A 25,430-nucleotide genomic window follows, 5' to 3' on the forward strand; every position below is an offset into this window, starting at 1 on the left:
CAGATGGACGCCATCACTCAAAATGCTACCCAAGCCAACCCGTGGCGCGACTTCGCCGCAGGCGATTGGCAGAGCAAGGTCGATGTCCGAAACTTCATCCAGCTGAATTATCAGCCGTACGAAGGCGACGACAGCTTCCTGGCTGGCGCGACCGATCGCACCAAGAAGCTGTGGGATACCCTGGGCGAATTGCTGAAGCAGGAACGCGCCAAGGGCGTGCTGGACGTGTCCGCCGACCGCGGCTCCTCCATCACCGCGCACGACGCCGGTTACATCGACCAGGCCAATGAAGTGATCGTCGGCCTGCAGACCGACGCGCCGCTGAAGCGCGCCATCATGCCGAACGGCGGCCTGCGCATGGTCGAGAACGGTCTGGAAGCCTTTGGCTTCAAGCTGGACCCGATGATCAAGGAAGTGTGGGAAAAGTATCGCAAGAGCCATAACCAGGGCGTGTTCGATGTCTACACCCCGGAAATCATGGCTTGCCGCAAGTCCGGCGTGATCACTGGACTGCCGGACGCCTATGGCCGCGGCCGCATCATCGGCGACTATCGCCGCGTGGCCCTGTACGGCACCGACTTCCTGCGCGCCGAGCGCCAGCAAGTGTTCCACGAGCTGGACAACGCCACCTTCACCGACGAAGTGATGCGTCAGCGCGAAGAGCTGTCCGAGCAATTCCGCGCCCTGGACGAACTGAAGCAGATGGCCGCCAAGTACGGCTACGACATCAGCCGCCCGGCCGCCAACGCCCGCGAAGCGGTGCAATGGGTGTATTTCGCCTACCTGGCCGCCGTCAAGGAACAGAACGGCGCCGCCATGTCCTTCGGCCGCGTGTCCACCTTCCTGGACGTGTACATCGAGCGCGACATCGCCGCCGGCGCGCTGACCGAGGCTGATGCCCAAGAAATGATCGACGATCTGGTGATCAAGCTGCGCATCGTCCGCTTCCTGCGCACCCCGGAATACGATCAGCTGTTCTCCGGCGACCCGACCTGGGTGACCGAATCCATCGGCGGCATGGGCGAAGACGGCCGCACCCTGGTGACCAAGAACAGCTTCCGTTTCCTGAACACCCTGTACAACCTGGGCCCGGCGCCGGAACCGAACCTGACCGTGCTGTGGTCCACCCGCTTCCCGCAGGGCTTCAAGAACTTCTGCGCCAAGGTTTCCATCGACACCAGCGCCATCCAGTACGAAAACGATGATCTGATGCTGCCTTACTGGGGCGACGACTACGGCATCGCCTGCTGCGTGTCGGCGATGAAGATCGGCAAGCAGATGCAGTTCTTCGGCGCCCGCGCCAACCTGGCCAAGGCCATGCTGTACGCGATCAACGGCGGCCGCGACGAGAAGAGCGGCGCGCTGGTGGCCCACGGCTTCGAGCCCATCACCAGCGACGTGCTGACCTACGACGAGCTGATGCCCAAGTTCGAGAAGATGATGGACTGGCTGGCCGCCACCTACGTCAAGGCGCTGAACTGCATCCACTACATGCACGACAAGTACGCCTACGAACGCATCGAAATGGCGCTGCACGACCGCGACATCATCCGCACCATGGCTTGCGGCATCGCCGGCTTGTCCGTGGCCGCCGACTCGCTGTCAGCCGTCAAGTTCGCCAAGGTTCACATCATCCGCAATGAAGAAGGCCTGGCCGTCGACTATAAGATCGAAGGCGACTACCCGGCTTACGGCAACAACGACGACCGCGTGGACGACATCGCGGTGTGGCTGACCCAGTCCTTCATGGACAAGATCAAGGCCCAGCCGTACTTCTACCGCGATTCCAAGCCGACCCAGTCGGTGCTGACCATCACCTCCAACGTGGTGTACGGCAAGAAGACCGGCAACACCCCGGACGGCCGCCGCGCCGGCGAACCGTTCTCCCCGGGCGCCAACCCGATGAACGGCCGCGATGTGAAGGGCTTTGTCGCCGCGGGCGCCTCGGTGGCCAAGCTGCCGTACGACTCCGCGCTGGACGGCATCAGCTGGACCGCCTCGGCCACGCCTGACGCGCTGGGCCACACCGCAGAAGAGCGCATCCTGAACCTGGCCAACTGCCTGGACGGCTTCTGCTCCGCGCACCCGACCGAGTTCAGCAGCGCCAACTGCACGCCGTTCGATTGCGAAGGCGAGCGCCACATCGCCGGCGGCGGCTTCCACGTCAACGTCAACGTGTTCAAGCGCGAAACCCTGCTGGACGCGATGGAGCACCCGGAACTGTACCCGCAACTGACCATCCGCGTGTCGGGCTACGCCGTGAACTTCATCAAGCTGACCCGCGAGCAGCAGATGGACGTGATCAACCGCACCTTCCACGGCAAGATGTAAGCTGAAGAGAAGGTAGGGCGGGCAGCCGAAAGGCTTGCCCGCGCGGAAACACCATCGCATCAATGGCGGGGCGGTCCGAAAGGAAAGCCCCGCTTTTTCACAAGATTCACCGGAGAAACGGCATGATCCCACCTATTGCCGCAGACCACACCGAAGCATGCGTTAAGGCCGAAACCATAGGCTATTTGCATTCCACCGAAAGCGGCGCCGGCGTCGACGGCCCCGGCATGCGTTTCGTGTTTTTCACCTCGGGCTGTCAATTCCGCTGCCTGTACTGCCACAACCCGGATACCTGGAAGCTGCACAACGGCCGCCAGGTCACGGTGGAGCAGGCGCTGTCCGAAGTCGCCTCTTACGCGCGCTTCCTCAAGTTCGCCGGCGGCGTCACCATTTCCGGCGGCGAGCCGCTGATGCAGCACGAGTTCGTCGGCGAGCTGTTCCATGCGATCAAGCAGCGCTTCGGCCTGCATACCGCGCTGGACACCCAGGGCTTCCTGCACGAGCGCGTGCCGGATGAATGGTTCGACGATGTCGACCTGGTGATGCTGGACATCAAGCATTTCGATCCGGAAAAATACCAGGCGTTGACCGGCCAGCCTTTGCAGCCGACGCTGGACTTCGCCCAGCGTTTGCAGCGGCTGGGCAAGAAGATGTGGATACGCTACGTGCTGGTGCCCGGCCTCACCGATGGCGACGCCGACATCGAGCGCCTGGCCGATTTCATCGCCACGCTCGGCGATGTGGTGGAGCGGGTGGAAGTGCTGCCCTTCCATCAACTGGGCAAGGACAAGTGGGCGCAGCTGGGCATGGAGTACCAGCTTAATGACACGCCTATCCCCACCGCCGAGCAAGTCGCGCATGCGCGCGCGCTGTTCGCCAGCCGGGGCATGAAAGTCACCTGAGTTTTCTCTGCGCCATTCCTGCAAACCGCCGCCGCGCTTCGCGCCGGCGGTTTTTGCGTTTTTGGGGCACCTTGGCGCTTGCGGGCGGTCTGGAATAAGGAAAAGGAGCGGAAATGAGCAAGATTCTGGAAATTTGCGCCGGTTCGCTGGCGTCCTGTGTCGCCGCGCAGGAAGGCGGCGCGCAGCGGGTGGAGCTGTGCGACAACCTGGGCGAGGGCGGCACCACGCCGTCCTACGGCACGCTGGCGATGGCGCGCGGCAAGCTGGAGATCAAGCTGCACGCCATCATCCGCCCGCGCGGCGGCGATTTCCTCTATTCCGCGCTGGAGTTCGACGCGATGGCGCATGATGTCGAAGTCTGCCGCAGCCTGGGGCTGGACGGCGTGGTGCTGGGCCTGCTGACCGCGGACGGCGATGTCGACGCGGCCCGCACCCGGGAGTTGGTCAGCTTGGCCGGGCCGATGGCGGTGACCTTTCACCGCGCTTTCGACTTGGCGCGCGAGCCGGAGCGGGCGCTGGAGGAGGTGATCGCCGCCGGTTGCAAGCGCCTGCTCAGCTCCGGCCAGGCGCCGACCGCGCCGCAGGGCGCGGCGTTGCTGTCTAGCCTGCGCGAGCAGGCCGGGACGCGGTTGACGGTGATGCCCGGCGCCGGCGTGCGCGCCGGCAATATCGCCGAACTGGCGGCGGCGAGCGGCTGCGCGGAATTCCACGCGTCGGCGCGGGGCGTGGCGACGAGCGGGATGCGCTATCGGCGCGGCGGCGTCGGCATGGGCGCGCCGGGCGTCGATGAATATGCGCGGCAGGAAACCTCGGCGGCGCTGGTGAGGGAACTGCGGGACGCGCTGGATCGGTTATGAGCGGCTGCGCGCTGAAGCGGCATGGAATATTGCCAGCCTGAATTTACCTTAAATGTGTGGCACACTTTCTTAACAAATGGCATAAGCATCCTATGTCAGCCTACAGAGGAGGTGAGCTATGAAACTGGTTTCCATGTCCCGCAACGCGCTGGCCGGCGGCGGCCTTCTGCTGATCGCCCTGCCGGCGTTGGCGGGCCAGGGCGCGGTGGCTTCGCCGGACCAATACGGCGCCGAAGTCGCCGCGCGGATCCTGAAGTCCGGCGGCAACGCGGTGGATGCCGCGGTGGCCACCGCCTTCGCGCTGGCGGTCACCTACCCGGAGGCCGGCAATATCGGCGGCGGCGGTTTCATGACCATCTACCAGGGCGGCAAACCGTATTTCCTCGATTACCGCGAAGTGGCGCCCAAGGCCGCCAGCCGCGACATGTACCTGGACAAGGACGGCAAGGTGGCGCCGGACATGAGCCTGGTCGGCGCGCGCGCCGCCGGCGTGCCGGGCACGGTGATGGGCTTGTGGCAGGCGCACCAGCGCTTCGGCAAGCTGCAATGGAAGCAATTGCTGGAACCGGCGATCAACTACGCCGAGCAGGGCTTTGCCGTAGCCGCCCGCCAATACCAGTATCGCGACGAGGCGGTGAAGCTGTTCGAAGGCAAAACCAACTTCGCCCAGTATTTCGGCAAGATGAAGGGCGGCGAGACTTTCCGCCAGCCCGAGCTGGCCGCCACGCTGAAACGCATCGCCCGCTACGGCGCGGCCGAGTTCTACCAGGGCGACACCGCCAAGCTGCTGGTGGCGCAGATGAAGCGCGACAAGGGCCTGATCACCGCCGACGACCTCAACGACTACCGCGCCAAGTGGCGCGAGCCGATCAAGATCAGCTGGCGCGACAAAATGGTTTACACCGCGCCGCCGCCCAGCTCCGGCGGCATCGCGCTGGCGCAGCTGCTGGGCATCAAGCAGGAGCGGGCATCGGATTTCACCGGCGTGGCGCTGAACTCCGCCCGCTACATCCACCTGCTGGCGGAGATCGAGAAGCGGGTGTTCGCCGACCGCGCCGACTACCTGGGCGATCCGGACTTCGTCAAGACACCGGCGGCGCAGCTGATCGACCCGGCCTATCTCGAGCGCCGCGCGGCCGAGATCAACCCCACCGCCATTTCGCCGACGCCGGACATCAAGCCCGGTCTGGACCCGCGCCAGACCACCCACTTCTCCATCGTCGACAAGTGGGGCAACGCGGTGGCCAACACCTACACCTTGAACTTCGATTTCGGCAGCGGCGTGGTGGTCAAGGGCGCCGGCTTCCTGCTCAACGACGAGATGGACGACTTCAGCGCCAAGCCTGGGGTGGCCAACGCCTTCGGCGTGGTGGGCAAGGACGCCAACGCCATCGCCCCCGGCAAGCGCATGCTGTCGTCGATGTCGCCCACCATCGTCACCCGCGACGGCAAGGTGGAGCTGGTGATCGGCACGCCCGGCGGTTCGCGCATCTTCACCTCCATCTTCCAGGTGCTGAACAATCTGTACGACTACAAGCTGCCGTTGAAAGACGCGGTGGCGGCGCAACGCGTCCATCACCAGCTGCTGCCCAAGGACACCATTTTCTACGACCAGTACGCGCCATTGGCCGGCCAGGCCGCTCAGGAGCTGAAGGCGATGGGCTATACGCTGAAGGACCAGGGCTGGCGGATGGGAGACATCCAGGCGGTGAGGGTGAGCGGCGACAAGACCGAAACCGCGTCCGATCCGCGCGGACGCGGCGTCGGCATCGTTGTCGAGTAAGCGATTTTTGAACAGAGAAAAACGAGAAAGACATGCAGTACAAAACCGTGCTGAGCGATGCGGCGGATGCCGAAACGAGAACGGCCATCGTCGCTCCCCTGATTACTTACAACGATGCCCAAGTCGGCGCCGGCGGCCATCGGCCGCTGGTGATCCGGGTGGAGGACGAGGACGGGCAGGTGGTCGGCGGCCTGTGGGGCTATACCCGTTACGGCTGGCTGTACACCGAGCTGCTGGCCGCGCCGTCCGGCGCGCGCGGCCTGGGGCTGGGCCGCCGGCTGATGGAAGAGGCCGAGGCTGAAGCGAAGACGCGCGGCTGTATCGGCGCCTGGGTGGACACCCATAGTTTCCAGGCGCCGCGTTTTTACGAAAGCCTGGGCTACCAGCGCTTCGGCGAACTGGACGACTACCCGCCCGGCCACAGCCGCATTTTTTACCGGAAGTCGTTGCGGGACTGATTTGGCCGCCGGGCGTCTCAACGTCCGGCATTGACGGATTTATCGAATCATGACTGGTGATTGGTTCGAGTCTCAACTAAAACGCTATGTGTAACTACCTAGGCAGTAGGGAGCATAGCGTGATTCAACTTCTTGCCCAATTCAGCATCCGCGCCAAGATCTTCGGCTTGATCGTGCTTGGCGTGCTGGCCGCGTTGATCATCGGCGTCAACGGCATTTCCGGCGCTTCCAGCATGTTCGACCTGACCCGCGACATGCACGACAACGCGCTCAAACCGATCTACTTGCTGGGCCAGGCGTCCAAGAGCGCGATCTACATCAACCGCTCCGATTACCGGTATATCGCCGAGTCAGAAAAATCGGTCATGGACCAAATACAGGCCAGTCGAGAAAAGCAAGAGACCAATATGAAGGGGTTCATTGACCAGTACCGGCAGACCCAGCTGACGCCTCCCGAAGTGGATGGATTGAAGCGACTCGACGCCGCTTGGGCGGCGATGGAGGGGCCGTGCAAGCAGGTGCGCGATCTCAGCTATAACGACACCGGCAATGGCGAGAACAACAAGAAGGCGCTGGCCATCATGGCCAAGCAGTGTCGGCCGCTGTTTAATGCAGCGGACGATATTTTGAATGAACTGGTGGCTATCAACGTCAAGCTGGCGGACAAGTCGCTGGACGATGCTCAAGGCAAGTACCAATCGCTGCGCACCATGGCGATCAGCGTGCTGGTGGTGGGCCTGGTGGTGCTGGCCGCGCTGGGGCTGGCGATCCAGACCGGCATCGTCGGCAGCCTGAAAGAGGCCTGCCGGGCGATGGAAAAGATGGGCGGCGGCGACCTGACCGGCGAGGTCAAGGTGAGCGGCCGGGACGAAATCGCGGAGATGATGCGTTCCTTGTCCGACACCCAGCAGCGGCTGCGCGCCACCGTGGGCGAGATCATCCGCTCGGCGGCCAGCGTGGCGGCCACTTCCGAGCAACTGGCCGCCTCCACCGAGCAGGTCAGCGCCAGCATCGGCCAGCAGGTCAACGCCACCTCCAGCGCTGCGGCGTCGATTGAGGAACTGACGGTCAGCATAGACTTGTGCGCCAGCAATGCCGGGCAGGCCAACGAGCAGGCGGCGGAGGCCGGCCAGCAGGCCAAGGCCGGCAACAAGGACGTGCAAGACTCCACCGTCCGGGTGAAGCGGGTCAACGAGAGCGTCACCAGCTCGGCCGACAGCCTGGAGTCGCTGTCCGACCAGGCGCAGCAGATCGGCAGCATCGCCACCGTGATCAAGGACGTGGCCGACCAGACCAACCTGCTGGCGCTGAACGCGGCGATCGAGGCTGCGCGGGCCGGCGAGCAGGGCCGCGGCTTCGCCGTGGTGGCCGACGAGGTGAGGAAGCTTGCCGAGCGCACCACCAGCTCGGCGCAGGAAATCACCAATATGATAGGCAAGATCCAGGACGGCGCGCGCGAGGCGGTGGACGGCATGCGCAGCAGCCGCCAGATCGTCGCCGACGTGGTGGTGGCGGCCGAGAACGCGTCGGCCACCATCAGCACGGTGGAGGAGCGCGCCGCCGGCGTGGTGTCGGCGATCAACGAGATAGCGATGGCGGTGGGCGAACAGCGCCAGGCCAGCACCGAGCTGGCGGGACGGGTGGAGGCCATCGCCGAGATGTCCAAGGAAAACGGCATCGCGGTGGATGTGTTCTCGCAGGCGACGCGGGAGCTGGCGATGGTGGCTGAAAAGCTGCAGCAGACCACGCTGGCTTTCCGCATGGATTAATCCGCAGCTGTCTTGCCAACGCCCCCGGCCATATTGTCCACGGCCGGGGGCGTTTTCACATGCCCCCGCATCGCCAGCTTGGCGGGCGCTTTCAAGCGGGTTGCGCCATCGGGTGGGTAGACGGCCTGGCTTGGTGATTGCTTCCAGTCTCAACTAAAACGCTAGGTGTAATGACCTCTGGCAGCTTGGAGCATAGCGTGACTCAATTTCTCTCCCAATTCAGCATCCGGCTGAAAATATTCAGCCTGATCGTCGTCGCCGCCGCCGCCGCATTCATTATCGGCCTCAACGGGATTTTTGGCGCCTCCAGCATGTTCGAGCTTACCACCGACATGCATAAAAATATGTTGCAACCGGTACGCTGGCTGGGCCAGGCCGCCAAGCAGGCGGCTTATGTCAGCCGTTCCGACTACCGTTACATCGCTGAAAGCGAAAAGACGGTGATGGATCAGGTGAGTGCGAGGCGCGAGGCGCAAGAGGCCGAAGTGAGGCGATATCTGGACATGTATCGCAAGACCGAGCTGACGCCTCCCGAAGTGGATGGACTGAGGCGCTTCGATGCCGCCTGGGCGGCGATGGAGGTGCCGTGCAAGCAGATGCGCGATCTCAGTTACGCCGACACCGGCAACGGCGACAACAACAAGAGGGCGCTGGCCATCATGGCCAAGCAGTGCAGGCCGCTGTTCCAGACTGCCGACGATGTGCTGACCGAACTGTCAAAAATCAACACCCAACTAGCAGACAAAGCGCAGCAGGATGCTGAGGCGAAATACCAGCAAGTGCGAACGACGGCGATCTCGGTGCTGGTGGTCGGCTTGCTTCTGTTGATTGGCCTGGGGCTGGCGATACAGAACGGCATCGTCGGCAGCTTGCGCAGCGCAGGCGCGGCGATGGACAAGATAGGCGGCGGCGATCTGACCGGCGATATCCGGCCCCAAGGCAAGGATGAAGTCGCCGACATGATGCGCTCGTTGGCCGATACCCAGCAGCGGCTGCGCGCCACTGTGGGCGAGATCGTGCGCTCGGCTGCGATGGTCGCCGCCACCTCGGAAGAGCTGGCGGCCTCCACCGAGCAGGTTAGCGCCAGCATCGGCCAGCAGGTCAACGCCACCTCCAGCGCGGCGGCGTCGATTGAGGAGCTGACGGTCAGCATAGACTTGTGCGCCAGCAATGCCGGCCACGCCAACGAGCAAGCGGCCGAAGCCGGCCAGCAGGCCAAGGCCGGCAACAAGGACGTGCAGGATTCCACCGCGCAGGTGAGGCGGGTCAACGAGAGCGTCAGCAGCTCGGCCGACAGCCTGGAGTCGCTGTCCGAGCAGGCGCAGCAGATCGGCAGCATCGCCACCGTGATCAAGGACGTGGCCGACCAGACCAATCTTCTGGCGCTGAACGCGGCGATCGAAGCCGCGCGGGCCGGCGAGCAGGGCCGCGGCTTCGCCGTGGTGGCCGACGAGGTGCGCATGCTGGCCGAGCGCACCACCAGCTCGGCGCAGGAAATCACCAATATGATAGGCAAGATCCAGGGCGGCGCGCGCGAGGCGGTGGACGGCATGCGCAGCAGCCGCCAGATCGTCGCCGACGTGGTGGTGGCGGCCGAGAACGCGTCGGCCACCATCAGCGCGGTGGAGGAGCGCGCCGCCGGCGTGGTGTCGGTGATCCACGAGATCGCGATGGCGGTGGGCGAGCAGCGCCAGGCCAGCACCGAGCTGGCGGGGCGGGTGGAGGCCATCGCGGCGATGTCCAAGGAAAACGGCGTGGCGGTGGAGGTGTTTTCGCAGGCGACGCGCGAACTGGCGGTGGTGGCGGAGAGGCTGCAGCAGACTACGCTGGCTTTCCGGATGGAATAAGGACCCGGTTCGCCCCGCCGCGCTGGCGGGAGGCGGGAAAACCAGAAGGGAATGCCGGCGAGGCCGACATCCCCTTCATCTCTGAAAACACTTGGCTACATCCGCTGGAACAGATGGGCGTAACTGCGGCTCACCTCCAGCGGCTGCGGATAGCCGCGCAGCAGCAGCTGCATGCCGCGCTGGTCGCGGCGCACTTGTTCGATGGCGGCCACCCGCACCAGGGTGGAACGGTGCACCTGCCAGAATTCGTCCGGGTCCAGCTGCGGCAGCAGTTCCTTGATCGGCATGCGGATCAGCGCCTCGCCGCCCGCGGTCTGCACCCGGGTGTATTTCTCGTCGGATTGGAAAAACAGCACCTCTTCGGTGGCGATCATCCGCATCGAACTGCCCACCGACGCGCGTATCCAGCGCAGGTGGGCGGGTTTTTCCAGTTGACGGCTCAATTGCTTCAGCGCGGACTGCCAGTCCGGCGCGGCGGCTTCCGGCGCGCGCTGCTGCCAGCGCTGGCGGGTGCGCGCCAGCCTGTCGTCCTCCACCGGCTTGAGCAGGTAGTCGATGGCGCCTTCCTCGAAAGCCTGGATCGCGTATTGGTCGTAAGCGGTGACGAACACCACCGGGCACAGGCCATCCAGCTCCATCGCCGCGGCGATGCCGCTTTGCACCGGCATGGTGATGTCCAGGAAGGCCAGATCGGGTTGATGTTCGCGCGCCAGTTCCACCGCCTGCCCGCCGTCGCGGGCTTCGGCGACGATTTCCAGTTCCGGCCAGACCCGTTCCAGCGCGGCGCGCAATTGTTCGCGCATCAGGCGCTCGTCGTCGGCGATCAGGGCGGTCAGCGTGCTCATGGTTTCCTTTCAGCTCAGGGCAAAGGGCAGGACGATGGTGGCGCGGGTGCCGCCGGACTCGGGCGCTTCCAGCGCCAGCTCGGCCTGCGGTCCGTACAGCATGGCCAGCCGCTCGCGGATATTGGCGAGACCCATGCCCTGGCCGGGCTGTTCCGGGAAGCCGGCGCCGTCGTCGCGCACTTCCAGCCGGAGCCTGCCGTCCAGCACCTTGGCGCCCACCTCGATGGATCCGCCCTCGGCCTTGGGCTCCAGGCCGTGCTTGATGGCGTTCTCCACCAGCGTTTGCAGCATCATCACCGGGAAGCGGGCGGCCAGCAGCGATTCGGGCACTTTGAGCCGGACCTGCAGCCGGTCTTCCATCCGCAACTGCATGATTTCCAGATAGGCGCGCGACAGCTCCAGTTGCTGGCCGAGGCTGGTTTCGCCGGGCGAGTCGCGCCATTCCGGCAACGAGGAGCGCAGGTAGCGGATCAGCGCTTTCTGCATGGACAGCGCCTTGACCGGCGATTCCTCCATCAGCTGGCACACCGATGACAGGGTGTTGAACAGGAAATGCGGCTCGATCTGCGCCTGCAGCGCGCCCATCCGCGCTTCGGCCAGCTGGCGCTGCAGCGTCTCCAGCTCGGCCTGCTGCTCGGCCTCCTCGCTGCGGGCGATGGCCTGGTCGGCGGCGCGCTCGGCCTGGTATTTGCCGCCGGCGAGTATCTTCACCAGGATAGACACCAGCACCAGCGTCAGCGCCAGCATGTGCAGCTGCAGAATGCCGCCGAGGATCATCGCCAGCAGGGAGGCCAGCGCCAGCCGGCCCCACCCCAGCCGCGCCACCTTGTCGACGAAGCTCCACCAGACTCGCTCTACGGTTTGCAGAATCGCGCCGGCGTGGTCCTGGCTCATCGCCGGGCGGTTGTGATTATCCATGCTTCACCTCTTTGCGCTGCGACGGAATCTTGAAATGGGCCTGGCGGAACAGTCGCTTGGGCTGCGTGAAGTCCAGCGACAGCCAGACCAGCGCCGCGGGCACGATCACGGCGTTGACGGCCAGGATGGTCAGCAGCGCGGACAGGACGAGATGGCCCCAGTCCATATTGCCCGCCCAGTCCGTCAATTGCAGCCAGTACGACGGGATATGATGGCAGAGCTGGATCAGAGCGTCCAACAGCGCGGCGGTGTCGAAGTAGTTCATGGCGTTTCTCCTGTTTGGTTTGTGATGTGACTGTAGGAGAGGGCCGCAGGGGATGATATCGACATGCGACAGACTGCCGAAAGCGTGGGATGAAACGCGTCTGGCGCGGATGAAACGCGGCTGGTTTGGCCGGGAGGAAAAATCCCCCGGAACGCCGCATGGCTTCCGGGGGAGGGTGTTACAGGCCTAGCGCTTGTTCAAGCGCCTGCATTTCGCCGCGCCATGCCTGCTGCAGCTGCGGCTTCTGATGCTTGGGCTTGCGGGCAAGGTCAGCAGCCAGCAGCGCTTCCAGTTCGCACAGTCGCTGCCATTCTCGCAGCCGGCCGTCGTCCAGCACCCAGAAGCGGTTGCACGCGGCTTCGATCAGCTCGCGGTCGTGCGAGACCAGCAACGCGCCGCCGGGGAAGGCCGCCAGCGCGCCGGCCAGCTCGCGCTTGCCGTCCAGATCGAGGTGGTTGGTCGGCTCGTCCAGCCACAGCAAATGGTGGCTGGCCAGCGACAAGGCCAGAAACAGCAGCCGCGCGCGTTCGCCGCCGCTGAGGGCGCTGACTTTCTGGTCGTGCCGGGCATAGGCGAAGCCGGCGGCGATCAGCGCGTGCCGGCGCGCCGCTTCCGGCAATGGCGCCAGCGGATAGAGCGCGTCGATCAGCGTCGCCTCGTCGGCCAGCTGCCGCAGCGACTGGTCGTAATAGGCGATGCTGGCCGCCGGATGCCAGCGCCAGCCGGCGCGCGGCTCGCCGGCCTGAAGGTCTGCCCAGCACTGGCGCAGCAGCGATGACTTGCCGGCGCCGTTGGCGCCCAACAGCGCCACCCGGTCGCCGGGCCGCAGCCACAGCTCGGCGGCGGCGAACAGCGCCGGCAGGCCGGGCGCGGCCGACACCGGCAGCGACTCGAAAGCCAGCAGGCTGTCGGCCGACAGCGCCTGGCCTTGCAGGCTGAGCCGCCATGGGCTGCCGCGGCTGACGAAAGTCTGCTCGTCCTTCAGCCTGTCGATGCGCTTCTCCATCGACTTGGCCTTGCGCACCAGTTTTTCGTTGTCGTGCTCGCGGCCCCAGATCGCCAGCCGCTTGCTGCTGGCGGCGAGGCGGTCTATCTCCTTCTGCTCGCCGGCATGGCGCGCGCGCGCGGCTTCGTCGGTTTCGGCCAGTTCGGCCAGCGCCTGGCTGCACGGCAGCTCGAAACGGTACAGCCGCGCGTCGCGCATCACCCAGCTGTGGCGGGTGGCGCGGTCCAGCAGCCTGGCGTCGTGCGACACCAGGATGAAGCCGCCCGGCCAGCGGGAGAGGAAGTCCTCCAGCCATAGCAGCGACGGCAGGTCCAGGTGGTTGCTGGGCTCGTCCAGCAGCAGCAGATTGGGCTGGCGCAGCACGGCGCGGCCCAGCAGCAGCCGGGTGTGCTGGCCGCCGCTGAGGCCGGAGACCGGCGTGTCGGCCTGGGCGCTGAGCTCCAGCTCGGCCAGCAGGCTGTCCGCCCGCCAATGCTGGTCCGGCTCCACCGCCTCCAGCAAGGCCTGGCGCGCGCTCAGCGCGTACAGCCGCTCGGGCAGGTGTTGTTCGACATGCTGCAGCCGGCAGGCGGACGCGTATTGAATCTCCCCGCTATTGGGCTCCAGTTGGCCGGACAGCAGTTTCAGCAGCGTGCTCTTGCCGCAGCCGTTGTGGCCGATCAGGCCGATGCGGTCGCCCAGTTTTACGGTGAAGGAGAGATCCTGGAACAGCGGGCCGTGGCCGGCGTCCAGTTGAATGGACAATGCGGAAATCAGGGTTGTCATGCTTGTGCTCTCGCTTGCTTGGGACGTGGAAGTCCCTGTCAACAGGAGCGCTGGCGACAACGGGGGTGAGTCGAGAAAGGACTCTGAAGGATGGGAGTGTGGCTTTGCTCGAACCCGCTTATCGCAGCGCGATGGATGGCAGGCAAGAGCGTTCAAATGTGCCGTACAGGCGAGCCAGCATGAATGGGCGCGCAGAGAAAACCATATTTACCTCCTTTCTTTACGTAAGAGGAGTGGAAGATTGCGCAGTATAAGCCAGCGCGGTGGCGGGCCGCTAGCGTCTGAAAACCTGCATGAAATCAACTCTGTCTGGTAAGGCAGCCTTGGAAACAGCGGCGGTGTGTGCACACACTATTTATCCGTTCCGCCGCTTCCGCTGTTCTGTACGGGTTTCCGCGCAGCCTTATTTTTGCCGGGTGACCCAGGTGCGCAGCGACACGCCGCCGGGAATGCCGCGGCATTGCGGCGCTTCTTGAGCCGACATCAGCTGGAAATCCTTGCCGGTCCAGGCCCAGCTGGCGCCGCCGCCGCAATCGCCGATGCCGCGGCCCTTGGCGTAGCTGGACAGCACGCCCTTGTCGAAGACGGCGCTCATCAGGAAGGTTTCCTTGCCGTCTTCGCCGCGCAGCTTGATTTCGCGCGGGCGGAAGGGCGGAGCGTCGCCGCTGATCCAAACCTTGTAGTCCCCCTGATAGGCGCCGCGGCCGCATTCGCGCAGCGCCAGCACCTGGTTGGCGCTCAGCCGGTACAGCCCGGTATCGGGGTGCTCTTCATCCGGCAGCTCGTTCCAGCATTCCTTGTTGGCGGCGCGCAGTTGCTTGAGTATGGCGGGCAGCAAGGCCTGATCGCCAGGCTTGGCGGCGGGCGGCTGCTGCGGAACCAGCAACGGCGGAGCCTGTGGGGCCGGCACTGCGGATTCCGGCTTGCCGCCTTTCTTCACCAGCGCGCCCGGAGTGCCTATCCGGCCCTGCAGATCGTCCATTTTCAGCAGCGCGGCTTTCAGGCCGGCCAGCGACAGCGTCCATTGATGCTTGCCGTCGGCCAGCGCCACTGCGTCGGCATCCAGCATGGCGGCCAGCAGCTGCGCGGTCTGCGCGGGGCTGAAAACCTGCTCGGGGCCGATATTGGCCCACTTGAGCTTGCCCACCCGCAGCGTCAGTTTGCCTACCTTGCCGTCGTCCGGATCGGCCACATCCAACTGAGCGTTCAGTTTGCCGCCGGGGCCGGCTTCTCGGGTCAACAGCAGGCTGACCGGGTTGTCGCCGTCCTCGGCCTGGGCGCCGTTGGCCTGGCAGCGGCGGACATTGTCGCAGGCGACGGCCCAGTCCTTGAATTGGTAAACCTTGGCCGAGGCGGGCAGGGCCAGCGCCAGCAGCGCGGAAGCGAGCAGGGTGCGTTTCATGCGGGTTCCTTGTTTTGCATTGCCTGGATGATGGCGGCGGGACTTGCGGCGGCGTGTCGTTTGACGCAGAACGCGGGCTATCCGCCGAACAGCCCCGGCGGCGCGCTGCGCTCCAGCTCGAAACGCAGCAACGCGGCCTTCAGCGGCAGGCCGCCGGCGTAGCCGGTGAGGCTGCCGTCCGTGCCCAATACCCGGTGGCAGGGCACGATCAGCGCGATGGGATTGGTGGCGTTGGCCCGGCCCACGGCCCGCGCGCCGTCCGGGTTGCCCAGGGCGCGCGCCAGTTCGCCGTAGCTGACGGTATGGCCATAGGGGATCTCGCGCAGCGCCGCCCATACCTGCTGCTGGAACGCCGTGCCTTGCGGCGCCAGCGGCAGATCGAAGGCTTGGCGTTCGCCGGCTTGGTATTCCGCCAACTGGCGCGCCACCTCGGCCAGCGCCGCGTCGTCGCGCGGGCAGGCGTGAGCGGCCAGCTGTTCGGGCGTGGGGTTGAACAGCAAGCGCAGCAGCGCGCCGCGGATGTCCAGCCAGGCGGCCGCCGGGCCGAAACGGGTATCGATCAGGCCGTGGCAGGCGGCAGTGGTCATGGGGCTTACCTTGAAGCAGGGCGGGGTGACGCGATTGTAGCGCCATCCCGGCAGGGATTCGATATGGATCAGGCGGCCGACGGCAACGCCAGCTTCGCGTTCACCATCGTCTCATCCGGCGCGTAAGCGCCCGCATGGCCGGCGGTGCAGGCGGCGGTGGCGGCGGCGAAACGCAGATGTTCCGCCATCGTCCGGGCCGGGTGTTTCAGCAGGCTGGCGATCAGGCCGCCGATGGAGGCGTCGCCGCAGCCTATGGTGTCCGCCACCGCGGCGGGCAGCGCCGGCTGTTCCTGCTCGCCGTCCGGGCTGATCAGGCTCATGCCGTCCGCGCCGCGGGTGAACAGGATGGCCGCCTGGGGCGCGAGGCGGCGCAGGGCTTCCAGCGCATGGGTTTGATCCTGCGCGGGAAACAGCTGTTGCAGATCCTCATCGGAAACCTTGATGTAGCTGGCCAGGCCGGCCAGCGCCTCGAAGCGGCGGCGGTAGCCGGCTTCGCTCATCGCGCTGCGCATATTGGGGTCGAAAGCAATGGCCGCGCCGCGCGCGGCCAATTCACGCGCCAGCGCCAGCAGCCGGTCGGCAAGCGGCGGCCTGGCCAGGCTGATGCTGCCGAAGTAGGCGATGCGCAGCGCGTCCAGCCCGTCCGGCGGCAGCCGGGCCGGATCGAAATGCAGATCGGCGCTATTGTCGCCGACGAAAAAATACGATGGCGGCTGGCTGGACGGCACCATCGCCAGTAGCGGCGGATAAGGCAAGGGCTGGATGAAACGGGTATCCAGGCTGGCGGCGGCGGACGCTTCCAGCAGTTGCCGGCCCAGCAGATCGTCGCTGACCGCGCCGGCGAATGCGGCGCCCACTCCCAGCCTGCCCACCACCCTGGCCACATTCCAGCCGGCCCCGCCCGGCCGGGAATGCCAGGTATCGGTGTCTACACGGATGAAGTCGGTCAGGGCTTCGCCAAAGGCGATGAACTGTGGGGGAGTCATCTTCTATGCTTCTCCAGGACGCGCGATGTGCTGAGAGTTAAGACGGTGATGCGCCTAGACTCCGCTGGCGCGGATATAAGTCAAAAGGCTGGTCCAAATCGTATCGGATATGATGGTGAATGCTTGAAGCGTCATTGTCCAGCTTGTATTCGGCATATCGCATTGTTTTGGGTCAGGCTTTGAATGTTAGCCAGGGGCGACTGGGATGCCGTATTGGGCTTGAGAATAAGCAGTGGGACGCCGCCGGCGGGAATGGCGAACGGCGCAGAGAGGGCTTACAGCAGTTGCTTGCGTAGGCTAGCGGGGATGGCGTTGTTCTTCAGGAAGTCCTTGCCTTCGGCTTTCAGCCATTCCCTCAGCGTGTGGGTATTGCCGTGCAGATCGCGTACCGCCGGCGCATCGGGTGACGCGTCTTGCTTGAGCAGAGCCTGCACGCAGTCCGGGTTCTTTTCTTGCAGCGCGGTGTACAGCGGATTGCCAAATGTCGACAAACCTTGTTGCTCCGGCATGCCATTGATGTCCAGTCCGGCTTGCTTCAATAGGGCGATGCGTTGTTCAGCATCCGGGTCCGGCGTGTTGGCGCGCGTCTTGAAATAGCGGGTGCAGACGAAGTGCATGGCGTTTTGGCCATTGCCGTTCGGCTTTTTCACGTCCACTTTGGCTTCCAGCATCAGTTTGACGATGCCGAGATTGCTGGCGCCCATCGATGTCAGCGGCCAGTCGCCATACTGATTGCGAGCATTGGCATCCGCGCCTGCCTGCAGCAGGGCTTTGGCGTTTTCCAGATCCGGCGGATATACCTGCACCACGCCGCCGGCCGCCATCAAGGCTGTGGTGCCGTCATCCGCGGTCTTTACGTTGGGGTTCGCGCCGTGGGCCAGTAAATCCTTGATGATGGCGCGGCGGGCTTCCCTTTCTTTCGGGGAGATTTGCGGCGGCAGCATCGCATACATCATCGGCGGCATATTCATCTGAATGGAAATCGGCAGGGACAGGTCTGGCTTGGCTTCCAGAAACTTGTGAGTCAGCGCCGCATCATTGAAGTAGATGGATAAGCCTAGCGGAGTGGGAATCTCCACAGCCTCTTCCGCATCCATCGGGAAGGCGAAATGAGGTTTGGCGCCTTGAGCTAGCAGCTTGTCTATTGCCTGCATTTTCTTAGCCGAAGGCTTGTCGATGTAAGTTGCTGTGGCATCCAGCAGTTTGTCTTCCAGAGACTTGGCATGGACAGAAATGGAGAATGCCAGCATGGCTGAGGCTGTGAGCGAAAGTAGGAATTTTTTCATTATGGAACTATTTTCGTTGCTTGGGGTGGTGAAACACTAATGGCTGCTTTGTATCCTTAGTTAATCTTGTGACTAGTGTTTGTAATTTTCAGGAGTTGATAGTAATGAATTCTTTATTGCAAATAATGTTTTCTATTGCTTTGCAAACGTCGGATCCAATTTCGCAGAAAAAATCATCATATCCGCCATAAATTGCACCGTCGTTGGATATTAGGTAGGTCAGATGTCTAGAGTATCCTTGTCCTATCGGAATTAATTTTTTTCCAATAATAGGCTCGTAAACTTCAATGGCCCAAAGGCGATCAAATCCTTTTGTTGCCAATATGGAGTCAAAACATGACTCGCCTTCGGATTCTCCACTTCTGGATGTGTGTTTAAAAGTAATTCCATCCAAGGTTTTTATGAAATCCAATGCCTCTTGAAAAATTTCATAACCTTCATTTTTCCAAGTTGAAATAATGCCCTGTGTTGAAATCGCTCTGTTAGGACTCCAGCCATGCTTTATAAGTACATCCATTGTTTGGCGTGTGAATTTGTAATTCATTATGTGCGATGTAGCCTGAGTTCAGTGTGATGAAAGATCTGGAAGGCTAATCTATATTGTTGGGCTGATAATATTTGGCTGGCTTTTGATCCATCTTTAAATGTGAAGAGCAAAGTGAAATTGAAATGCCTACCAGTTTATTTTGGATCGGTAGGCATTTTTATGAGGGCAGTAGTAGTATCTACTAGGTCCAGCGAGACAACGGAGAGGCTTTAATCAAGCTATTCAATTTCGGATCTGATAAAATTCCTTCAGATTGAAGTGGAGTAATTATTTCTTCAAGAATTTCAAAATCCTCTTGGCATCCTGTGTTTCCGGCTAGCATGTTGATGCTATCTTTTACAAGTTGGTAGTTGTTGTTCTTGTGTGCATGAATTATTAGTTTGACTATCTCTTCTTTGATGCTCTTGTTTTCCGCTCTCTCTACGTCATCAGAGTCAAACGATTTATCGTAAAACTCATCTAGACTTTGCTTTATTGCTTTAAGTTCTTTGCTCATTAATATACTCCTTACTCTATAATTTCATACGATCCCTTGGGGATGCCATTTCTTATTAGCACTTCTTGATCTTTAGTTGCAAACCTCTTTGCTTTTCCAGTCAGTCCTTGTCCTTTGCTAACATCAACGATATTGCAGTCAGGGATCTTTGATAGATCAATTTTTATTTTACAATTAGCTTTGTTGTAGAAGTCACTTGTTTTTTCACTTTTAGTTGTCGAAATGAGCTGTGTTTGCAACTTTCCATTTTCCACATGCTCCTGGGGACTGTAGTTGGCACTAGGGTCTTTGGGTGATATGTCTTGATTTTTCATGGCACATTGTTTTTGTTTTGACGTCAGTGCTCGATAAACTATTCCTGTAAATTGCTTCCCAGTCAAGCCCAGCGGGTCCATCCAGGTTATAGGATTTATTGCATATCCATATATATTAACCCCGCCTTTTAGCCCAATCGGATCTTTTGAGATAAACCGGCCGATCTCAGGATCATAGTAGCGATGACGGTTATAGTGCAGCCCGGACTCGTCGTCATGATACTGCCCCTGGAAGCGGAAGGGGTTGCGGATGCCGGCTTTTGAGGCGGCATCGGCGATGACCTCGCGCGCTTCGCCCCAGGCCTGGTAGTCCATTTCCAGCGCCAGCGCGCCTTGTTCGTCGGTCAGCGCTTGCGGGGTGCCCAGGTGGTCGGTGTGATAGTAGTAGACTGCCTTCGGCGCTTTCGGCTCAGGGCCGGCCTGCCGCAACGGGTCCTTGTCCGGGTCGTAGGGGTTGTGCTGGCTCCAGGCCGGAACCTTGACGCCGCGGATGGCGTCGGTGTGCACCTGGGCCAGCGGCACGAAGCTGTCCGGCTCGAACAGGTAGTGCACCGCTTCTTCATCGCGGGTTTCAAAGGCCAGCACGTCGCCGTCCCAGCCGTACAGCGTGGCTTGGCCCTGGCTGATCTTGGCGATGCGGCGGCCCAGCGGGTCGTAATGGTAGTCGGTGCGCTGGCCGTCCGGGGCGATGAGGCGGGAGAGGCGGTTGTGGCTATCCCATTCCAGCTGGGTGAGGCTGCCGTTGACGCGTTTCTCCACCAGATTGCCGCGGCTGTCATAGCGGTAGTGGCGGCCGGCGTACTGGCTGAGCAGGTTGCCGAGCAGGCTGTCGCCCTGATGGCCGTCGGCGGCAGGGGCGTTGTCCAGCAGGTTGCCGGCGGGGTCGAAGCGGAAGCTTTCCACGCCCTTGGGGGTGGCAGCCTCCAGCAAGCGGCCCACTGGATCATAGCGGTAACTCAGCTGGCCGCTGCGATTGTCGGCGATGCCGATCAGTTGGCCGGCGGCGTCGTACTGGTACTGTCGGCTCAACTGGGTGGCGCCCATCAGCCGCTGGCTGGATAGGCGGCCGGCCTTGTCGTAGGCCAGGGTCTGCTGCAACGCATTGCCCAGCACCCGCTGGGTTTCGCGGTGCAGCTTGTCGCGCTCCAGGTTGAAGATGTCGCGCTGGCCGAACAGCAGGCCGTGGACGTGGCCGCTGCCGTAGTTGAGCACGTCCACGCGGTGGCCGTCCGGGCGGATGGTGGCGATGCGGTTGCCCAGCTTGTCGTGCTCGTGCTGCCAGCGATAGGTTTCCTTGACGCCGGCGACGTGGTAGCCGTGGTGCTCCTCTGAAACGTTGCCGACGGCGTCGTACACCCAGCGCAGGCTGGCATAGCGATTTTTGGCCTGGAACAGTCGGCCGGCCGGGTCGTAGCCGAAGCTTTCCTTGCTGTTCGGCGCGCTGCGCTCGATCAGGCGGCCGGCGCGGTTGTAGCGGAAGTCGGTGGCGATGTCGCCTTCCACCTGCTGTGCCAGGCGGCCGGCGTTGTCGTAGACATAGCGGGTGATGCTGCCGTCGAAGCCGGTTTCGGAGGTCTGGAGGGCCGTTGCGGAACGGGGCTAGCTTTTTTGCAGGCGAGCTGCAAGCTGTTCGATCATTCCAACCAGCATGGTGCGATCTTCGTCCGCCAGTTTGGCCAGCAGATCGGTTATATACATGGCCTGATCTGTTGGGCGATAGCTAGCTTCTTGTACCAAATCGGCGGTTGAGCAGCCGAAAATTTCCGACAGCTGCATCATGCGCGTGATGGTTGGGATGACCACTCCACGCTCCATCCTAGACATGGCTTCCAAGCCAATTCCAAGCTTTTCTGCCACCTCCTCCTGTTTGAGCCCGATAGATGTCCGGCGTTTGGCAATGGCTTTGCCAACCGACTTAGCTAGCGCGTCTTCATTCTGCATCTAGTGTCCTCCATTCGACCTATATGGTCGAATGACACCCCATTGACATGAAGGACCGTCAGGGTTGATACTCAACTTTATAAGTTGGTAATCGGCATGATGAGTTGATCTTGCGATGAGGGCGGGGAAGAAAAGTTGATGCGTGTCCATGAGACTTGTTCTTATCGATGGAGGTATCGCGATGACGAAGATGAAATGTCCGGAGTGTAACGGTAGTGGGGAAGTTCCTTGCGACTTGGCTTTTGCGACGGAGAAGCATCCAGCGTACTGTCCCGTATGCCAAGGTGATCCCAAGGTGAGGATTGATTGCCCTCTATGCGAGGGGGAGGGAGATGTAAATATTTGATTGGATAAAAATAGGCCTGCCAGTTTTAAAGTTAATGGGCAGGCCTATTTAATTTTGATTAATTGCAAAAGATATAATCTAGATTTTGTGCTGTGAAGATGTAAACCTAGGTATTGTGCGTGGGATGGTATTAGATATTTTACGGGAAGAAGGTAGTTCCAAAATCTTTAACCGGAACTAACTCTACACCTGCTCGATTGAAAAGACCCGCAAGGCTCTTATGAACAAGAATCCATTCCTCAGTAGTTGCTCCCATTTTGAACAGCTTGCGTTCGTTAATGTTCGTCTGATCCAATAAGTCACTATTTAGATGATAGCTAATTACTTCGTATCTAATGTCGCCAAAACCAGTCAAGGGGTCTGGTGCATAGAAAGATTTATCACGATCCCAGCAATCAAACTTTTTTGTGAATGTTAGAAACCAGTAATTCTCGTGCCAGACATCATTGTGATCAACATATATTGCAGGATGTATCGCTAAATTAGGGATATCCATTGAGGACAGTTTTTCATAGATATCATCTTTGACTGCAATGTCAGAACCATGAAATAAAATGTCAGGAGGCGTTTTTTTAAATATGTGTTTATTCTTTTTGTTCAGTGCACCGTTGAAGAATTTTAATGGCCTTCCTCCGAACGGAATTTTCTCCGAAGTATAGGGTAGAGTGGCAGTGTCTTCATCTGCTGCTAATACTGGTCGATCTCTGCATTTTTATAACTGATAAAATAGTAGTCATTATCATGTTTTTTCATGTTGTCGTTTAGAGTGGTTAACAAAAATCAGTTCCACGACTGAGGTAAGTCCGCGCAACGCAGCATCAGAAATTTTTTAGCCACTCTTAGTAGTGAAATGGACGTCGCACTTTTTGTTAAAGCTGATGTAGTGACGCCTATGTTATAAATTGGAGATTAACAAAGTATTTGATCTGTGTGCTGTAATGTGCTCAGCTGCATGGTTATCTATTTTAATTGCAGCCGGTTTGCTGGCTAATTTATTTTATGTCATTAATTTTATTGCTGGGATTGATTTCATTGTTGTTGAAGTTTCATAATAATGCGTAGTAAAGTAATTTGGCCAATTGTAAAGGTAATTTATTTCATTAAGGAGAAATCTTTGAATTTAATTTTTAATCCAAAATCCATGCATATTTTTTTAAATAATTCTGTGGCAAAAAAGAATTGTGGATTGCTTATGTCTCTTATGATTAAATCATTGCTTTCAATTTGACAGTCTTGTCTTATCTGAATTTTATAATCATCTACTCTTTCAAATATAGGCTTTCTGTTTAATATTCTGCCGGCGTATGCGTCAATGAATTCATCTTCTACTCGTATTTTAATTTTGTATGCCTCTAATTGTGATTTTAAATTGTCATGAAGAATATTGTTTGCTTTTTCAGAAAAGATAGGGAAAGCCATTGTGGGTTCGAAGTAATCAAAATTACTAATGTTTTCTTTTTTGAAAAAGCTTTGAGCGGTTGCATTTAAGTGAGTTTTTTTAAATCTTTCATTTTCGATTCCTAACATAAAGAAGTCCATAACGTCTCCGTTTTTATCCTTTATATCTATGAGAGAGAATTCACTCTTTTCAGTAGAATACATGCTGTAAATTTTCATGTGGTTCTCTTTATCTCTTGGTTTTCTTTGGAATCGTTGCTGAAGTACAAGTTAGCTTTCCTGAGTTTAGGTCAGTCCTTAGCTTTCTTTGTAAATCGGATACTTCTTTTTGGGTTCTTGTCTTATCCCAACCTTCTTGCCTAGATTTTATATTCATTTCATCAAGCTTGCCTTGAATCATTCTATTGTATGCGGCATGCTCTTCAGTCCAGCCTCTATGATAGCCCTTTTTGTTTGCATCAATTCCTTCGCAAACAGGCATATACATCATGTTTCCAGACGAGTTGACATCCATTCCCGCTTTGTCGAATACAGGGTGCCCCTTTAGCGAGTATGGAATGATGTGCTGACGTTGATAACCTTGTTTTGTTGGCATCCAGGTTGGAAATCGATCTAGACCATGCGGATCAAGCCACTCTATTGGATTTGGCGCATATAGATATAAATGGTCGCCGCCCAACAGCCCAATAGGATCCCGCGAAATAAACCGGCCGATCTCCGGATCATAGTAGCGATGACGGTTATAGTGCAGTCCTGACTCGTCGTCATGATACTGCCCCTGGAAGCGGAAGGGGTTGCGGATACCGGCTTTTGAGGCGGCATCGGCGATGACCTCGCGCGCTTCGCCCCAGGCCTGGTAGTCCATTTCCAGCGCGAGCAAGCCTTGTTCGTCGGTCAGCGCTTGCGGGGTGCCCAGGTGGTCGGTGTGATAGTAGTAGACTGCCTTCGGCGCTTTCGGCTCAGGGCCGGCCTGCCGCAACGGGTCCTTGTCCGGGTCGTAGGGGTTGTGCTGGCTCCAGGCCGGCACTTTGACGCCGCGGATGGCGTCGGTGTGCACCTGGGCCAGCGGCACGAAGCTGTCCGGCTCGAACAGGTAGTGCACCGCTTCCTCGTCGCGGGTTTCGAAGGCCAGCACGTCGCCGTCCCAGCCGTACAGCGTGGCTTGGCCCTGGCTGATCTTGGCGATGCGGCGGCCCAGCGGGTCGTAGTGGTAGTCGGTGCGCTGGCCGCCCGGCGCTGTGAGGCGGGACAGACGGTTGTGGCTGTCCCATTCCAGCTTGGTGAGGTTGCCGTTGACGCGCTTCTCCACCAGATTGCCGCGGCTGTCGTAGCGGTAGTGGCGGCCAGCGTACTGGCTCAGCAGGTTGCCGAGCAGACTGTCGTCCTGATGGCCGTCGGCGGCCGGGGCGTTGTCCAGCAGGTTGCCGGCGGGGTCGAAGCGGAAGCTTTCCACGCCCTTGGGGGTGGCGGCCTCCAGCAAGCGGCCGACCGGATCATAGCGGTAACTCAGCTGGCCGCTGCGATTGTCGGCGATGCCGACGAGTTGGCCGGCGGCGTGGTATTGGTACTGGCGGCTCCACTGGGTGGCGCCCATCAGCCGCTGGCTGGATAGGCGGCCGGCCGGGTCGTAGCCGAAGCTTTCCTTGCTGTTCGGCGCACTGCGCTCGATCAGGCGGCCGGCGCGGTCGTAGCGGTAGTCGGTGGAGACGTCGCCTTCCACCTGCTGCGCCAGGCGGCCGGCGTTGTCGTAAACATAGCGGGTGGCGCTGCCATCGAAGCCGGTTTCGGCGGTCTGGTGGCCGTTGCGGAACGGGGCTAGCTTTTTTGCATGCGAGCTGCAAGCTGTTCGATCATTCCAACCAGCATGGTGCGATCTTCGTCCGCCAGTTTGGCCAGCAGATCGGTTATATACAAGGCCTGATCTGCTGGACGATAGCTAGCTTCTTGTACCAAATCGGCTGTTGAGCAGCCGAAAATTTCCGACATCATCCATCTTGGTGAGTATCAGGCTGGGGGAGTGAATGCCATAGGTTTCTGATTTTAAATTTCACTTGCATTTGTATTGCTAATGAGTTTTTTATTCTACTCCTCTTTGTGTGGGGTGTATTTATTTACCTTTTCTTGAATAATATAATCTAACTTACTCATGTTGTTTTCGTCATAGATTAAAGAGTCTTCAATTAATTCCCTTAAAGAGGATTGGATGTCTGATATGCTATTTCCTATGTCGAGAGTTGAAAAGGTATTAAATAATTCTCTTTGAATTGTTTCGATGGAGGCATCTCTCTCTCCAAGACTCGTTCCAAGTCTGTAGAGAATTGTATCAATGAAGCCAAGTGTCGCTACTGCATCAAAAATAACTTGATCTTTTTTTTTCATGA

Annotated in this window: 24 protein-coding genes; 7 read left to right on the forward strand and 17 right to left on the reverse strand. The window is 60.1% G+C overall.

Annotated features, from left to right (window positions below; genetic code table 11):
• The first annotated feature begins 3 nt into the window (after positions 1-3).
• The 7 genes from pflB to BKX93_RS20110 all read left to right on the forward strand — a co-directional run bounded on the left by pflB (position 4) and on the right by BKX93_RS20110 (position 9,947).
• Positions 4-2,331 carry a formate C-acetyltransferase gene (gene pflB / locus BKX93_RS20080; protein ID WP_046168155.1) on the forward strand — a complete coding sequence of 776 codons (2,328 nt, stop codon included), beginning with the start codon at positions 4-6 and terminating at the stop codon, positions 2,329-2,331.
• 122 nt (positions 2,332-2,453) lie between these two features.
• Positions 2,454-3,233: a pyruvate formate-lyase-activating protein gene (gene pflA / locus BKX93_RS20085; RefSeq protein WP_046157259.1), complete on the forward strand. Its 780-nt coding sequence runs from the start codon at positions 2,454-2,456 to the stop codon at positions 3,231-3,233.
• Between the two features lie 113 nt (positions 3,234-3,346).
• Entirely contained in the window at positions 3,347-4,090 is a 744-nt protein-coding gene (locus BKX93_RS20090; RefSeq protein ID WP_046157258.1) for a copper homeostasis protein CutC, read from the forward strand.
• 118 nt (positions 4,091-4,208) lie between these two features.
• Positions 4,209-5,873, forward strand: coding sequence for a gamma-glutamyltransferase (gene ggt / locus BKX93_RS20095; RefSeq protein WP_070981049.1), 1,665 nt, complete (start codon positions 4,209-4,211; stop codon positions 5,871-5,873).
• 32 nt (positions 5,874-5,905) lie between these two features.
• Positions 5,906-6,331 (forward strand): GNAT family N-acetyltransferase, encoded by a 426-nt coding sequence (locus tag BKX93_RS20100; protein WP_070981051.1) that lies wholly within the window; start codon positions 5,906-5,908, stop codon positions 6,329-6,331.
• A 119-nt stretch (positions 6,332-6,450) separates the two neighbouring features.
• Complete coding sequence (locus BKX93_RS20105; protein ID WP_070981053.1) at positions 6,451-8,100, forward strand: methyl-accepting chemotaxis protein; 1,650 nt, start codon at positions 6,451-6,453, stop codon at positions 8,098-8,100.
• Between the two features lie 197 nt (positions 8,101-8,297).
• A complete protein-coding gene (locus BKX93_RS20110; protein ID WP_186009453.1) occupies positions 8,298-9,947 on the forward strand; it encodes a HAMP domain-containing methyl-accepting chemotaxis protein in 1,650 nt (549 codons plus the stop codon).
• Positions 9,948-10,042: 95 nt separating this feature from the next.
• Here BKX93_RS20110 and BKX93_RS20115 read toward each other — a convergent pair whose 3' ends face one another.
• The 17 genes from BKX93_RS20115 to BKX93_RS24895 form a co-directional block, all read right to left on the reverse strand.
• Entirely contained in the window at positions 10,043-10,792 is a 750-nt protein-coding gene (locus tag BKX93_RS20115) for a LytR/AlgR family response regulator transcription factor (RefSeq protein WP_070981056.1), read from the reverse strand.
• A 9-nt stretch (positions 10,793-10,801) separates the two neighbouring features.
• The gene (locus tag BKX93_RS20120; protein ID WP_052717591.1) at positions 10,802-11,710 is read right to left on the reverse strand and encodes a sensor histidine kinase; all 909 of its coding nucleotides are present in this window, start codon (positions 11,708-11,710) and stop codon (positions 10,802-10,804) included.
• Positions 11,703-11,975, reverse strand: coding sequence for a hypothetical protein (locus BKX93_RS20125; protein WP_070981058.1), 273 nt, complete (start codon positions 11,973-11,975; stop codon positions 11,703-11,705). The genes BKX93_RS20120 and BKX93_RS20125 overlap by 8 nt, the downstream gene beginning before the upstream one ends.
• 178 nt (positions 11,976-12,153) lie before the next feature.
• Positions 12,154-13,746, reverse strand: a complete 1,593-nt coding sequence (locus tag BKX93_RS20130) for an ABC-F family ATP-binding cassette domain-containing protein (RefSeq protein ID WP_070981060.1) — start codon at positions 13,744-13,746, stop codon at positions 12,154-12,156.
• Positions 13,747-14,149: 403 nt separating this feature from the next.
• Positions 14,150-15,148: a DUF1176 domain-containing protein gene (locus tag BKX93_RS20135; protein ID WP_070981062.1), complete on the reverse strand. Its 999-nt coding sequence runs from the start codon at positions 15,146-15,148 to the stop codon at positions 14,150-14,152.
• Between the two features lie 77 nt (positions 15,149-15,225).
• Positions 15,226-15,735: a methylated-DNA--[protein]-cysteine S-methyltransferase gene (locus BKX93_RS20140; RefSeq protein WP_070981063.1), complete on the reverse strand. Its 510-nt coding sequence runs from the start codon at positions 15,733-15,735 to the stop codon at positions 15,226-15,228.
• Between the two features lie 68 nt (positions 15,736-15,803).
• Positions 15,804-16,721, reverse strand: coding sequence for a carbohydrate kinase family protein (locus BKX93_RS20145; protein WP_070981064.1), 918 nt, complete (start codon positions 16,719-16,721; stop codon positions 15,804-15,806).
• Between the two features lie 275 nt (positions 16,722-16,996).
• The gene (locus BKX93_RS20150) at positions 16,997-18,007 is read right to left on the reverse strand and encodes an ankyrin repeat domain-containing protein (protein WP_145929348.1); all 1,011 of its coding nucleotides are present in this window, start codon (positions 18,005-18,007) and stop codon (positions 16,997-16,999) included.
• Between the two features lie 88 nt (positions 18,008-18,095).
• Positions 18,096-18,551 carry an SUKH-3 domain-containing protein gene (locus BKX93_RS24210; protein ID WP_082107257.1) on the reverse strand — a complete coding sequence of 152 codons (456 nt, stop codon included), beginning with the start codon at positions 18,549-18,551 and terminating at the stop codon, positions 18,096-18,098.
• A 184-nt stretch (positions 18,552-18,735) separates the two neighbouring features.
• The gene (locus tag BKX93_RS24880; protein ID WP_145929349.1) at positions 18,736-19,050 is read right to left on the reverse strand and encodes a hypothetical protein; all 315 of its coding nucleotides are present in this window, start codon (positions 19,048-19,050) and stop codon (positions 18,736-18,738) included.
• Positions 19,051-19,061: 11 nt separating this feature from the next.
• Complete coding sequence (locus BKX93_RS20155; protein ID WP_070981067.1) at positions 19,062-20,867, reverse strand: RHS repeat-associated core domain-containing protein; 1,806 nt, start codon at positions 20,865-20,867, stop codon at positions 19,062-19,064.
• Between the two features lie 96 nt (positions 20,868-20,963).
• A complete protein-coding gene (locus BKX93_RS20160) occupies positions 20,964-21,305 on the reverse strand; it encodes a helix-turn-helix domain-containing protein (RefSeq protein ID WP_070981069.1) in 342 nt (113 codons plus the stop codon).
• A 485-nt stretch (positions 21,306-21,790) separates the two neighbouring features.
• Positions 21,791-22,147, reverse strand: a complete 357-nt coding sequence (locus tag BKX93_RS24885) for a hypothetical protein (protein ID WP_145929350.1) — start codon at positions 22,145-22,147, stop codon at positions 21,791-21,793.
• Positions 22,148-22,743: 596 nt separating this feature from the next.
• Positions 22,744-23,268, reverse strand: coding sequence for a hypothetical protein (locus BKX93_RS24890; protein ID WP_145929351.1), 525 nt, complete (start codon positions 23,266-23,268; stop codon positions 22,744-22,746).
• A 10-nt stretch (positions 23,269-23,278) separates the two neighbouring features.
• Positions 23,279-24,769, reverse strand: a complete 1,491-nt coding sequence (locus tag BKX93_RS20165; RefSeq protein ID WP_070981071.1) for an RHS repeat-associated core domain-containing protein — start codon at positions 24,767-24,769, stop codon at positions 23,279-23,281.
• Between the two features lie 95 nt (positions 24,770-24,864).
• The gene (locus BKX93_RS25430) at positions 24,865-25,038 is read right to left on the reverse strand and encodes a hypothetical protein (protein ID WP_186009454.1); all 174 of its coding nucleotides are present in this window, start codon (positions 25,036-25,038) and stop codon (positions 24,865-24,867) included.
• Between the two features lie 93 nt (positions 25,039-25,131).
• Positions 25,132-25,428, reverse strand: coding sequence for a hypothetical protein (locus tag BKX93_RS24895; protein WP_144410229.1), 297 nt, complete (start codon positions 25,426-25,428; stop codon positions 25,132-25,134).
• Positions 25,429-25,430 lie beyond the last annotated feature (2 nt).

The sequence above is a fragment of the Chromobacterium vaccinii genome, from assembly GCF_001855275.1.
GTDB classification, from domain to species: Bacteria; Pseudomonadota; Gammaproteobacteria; order Burkholderiales; family Chromobacteriaceae; genus Chromobacterium; species Chromobacterium vaccinii.

What these genes read in the sequence shown, in the direction of transcription:
- BKX93_RS24885 (WP_145929350.1), bottom strand. Translation starts at nt 22,147, where the DNA reads ATGGATATCCCTAATTTAGCGATACATCCTGCAATATATGTTGATCAC.
- BKX93_RS20150 (WP_145929348.1), bottom strand. Translation starts at nt 18,007, where the DNA reads ATGAAAAAATTCCTACTTTCGCTCACAGCCTCAGCCATGCTGGCATTC.
- BKX93_RS20135 (WP_070981062.1), bottom strand. Translation starts at nt 15,148, where the DNA reads ATGAAACGCACCCTGCTCGCTTCCGCGCTGCTGGCGCTGGCCCTGCCC.
- BKX93_RS20130 (WP_070981060.1), bottom strand. Translation starts at nt 13,746, where the DNA reads ATGACAACCCTGATTTCCGCATTGTCCATTCAACTGGACGCCGGCCAC.
- BKX93_RS20090 (WP_046157258.1), top strand. Translation starts at nt 3,347, where the DNA reads ATGAGCAAGATTCTGGAAATTTGCGCCGGTTCGCTGGCGTCCTGTGTC.
- ggt (WP_070981049.1), top strand. Translation starts at nt 4,209, where the DNA reads ATGAAACTGGTTTCCATGTCCCGCAACGCGCTGGCCGGCGGCGGCCTT.
- BKX93_RS20100 (WP_070981051.1), top strand. Translation starts at nt 5,906, where the DNA reads ATGCAGTACAAAACCGTGCTGAGCGATGCGGCGGATGCCGAAACGAGA.
- BKX93_RS24210 (WP_082107257.1), bottom strand. Translation starts at nt 18,551, where the DNA reads ATGAATTACAAATTCACACGCCAAACAATGGATGTACTTATAAAGCAT.
- BKX93_RS20120 (WP_052717591.1), bottom strand. Translation starts at nt 11,710, where the DNA reads ATGGATAATCACAACCGCCCGGCGATGAGCCAGGACCACGCCGGCGCG.
- BKX93_RS20125 (WP_070981058.1), bottom strand. Translation starts at nt 11,975, where the DNA reads ATGAACTACTTCGACACCGCCGCGCTGTTGGACGCTCTGATCCAGCTC.
- BKX93_RS20145 (WP_070981064.1), bottom strand. Translation starts at nt 16,721, where the DNA reads ATGACTCCCCCACAGTTCATCGCCTTTGGCGAAGCCCTGACCGACTTC.
- BKX93_RS24890 (WP_145929351.1), bottom strand. Translation starts at nt 23,268, where the DNA reads ATGAAAATTTACAGCATGTATTCTACTGAAAAGAGTGAATTCTCTCTC.
- BKX93_RS25430 (WP_186009454.1), bottom strand. Translation starts at nt 25,038, where the DNA reads ATGATGTCGGAAATTTTCGGCTGCTCAACAGCCGATTTGGTACAAGAA.
- BKX93_RS20115 (WP_070981056.1), bottom strand. Translation starts at nt 10,792, where the DNA reads ATGAGCACGCTGACCGCCCTGATCGCCGACGACGAGCGCCTGATGCGC.
- BKX93_RS20140 (WP_070981063.1), bottom strand. Translation starts at nt 15,735, where the DNA reads ATGACCACTGCCGCCTGCCACGGCCTGATCGATACCCGTTTCGGCCCG.
- pflA (WP_046157259.1), top strand. Translation starts at nt 2,454, where the DNA reads ATGATCCCACCTATTGCCGCAGACCACACCGAAGCATGCGTTAAGGCC.
- pflB (WP_046168155.1), top strand. Translation starts at nt 4, where the DNA reads ATGGACGCCATCACTCAAAATGCTACCCAAGCCAACCCGTGGCGCGAC.
- BKX93_RS20160 (WP_070981069.1), bottom strand. Translation starts at nt 21,305, where the DNA reads ATGCAGAATGAAGACGCGCTAGCTAAGTCGGTTGGCAAAGCCATTGCC.
- BKX93_RS24880 (WP_145929349.1), bottom strand. Translation starts at nt 19,050, where the DNA reads ATGAGCAAAGAACTTAAAGCAATAAAGCAAAGTCTAGATGAGTTTTAC.
- BKX93_RS24895 (WP_144410229.1), bottom strand. Translation starts at nt 25,428, where the DNA reads ATGAAAAAAAAAGATCAAGTTATTTTTGATGCAGTAGCGACACTTGGC.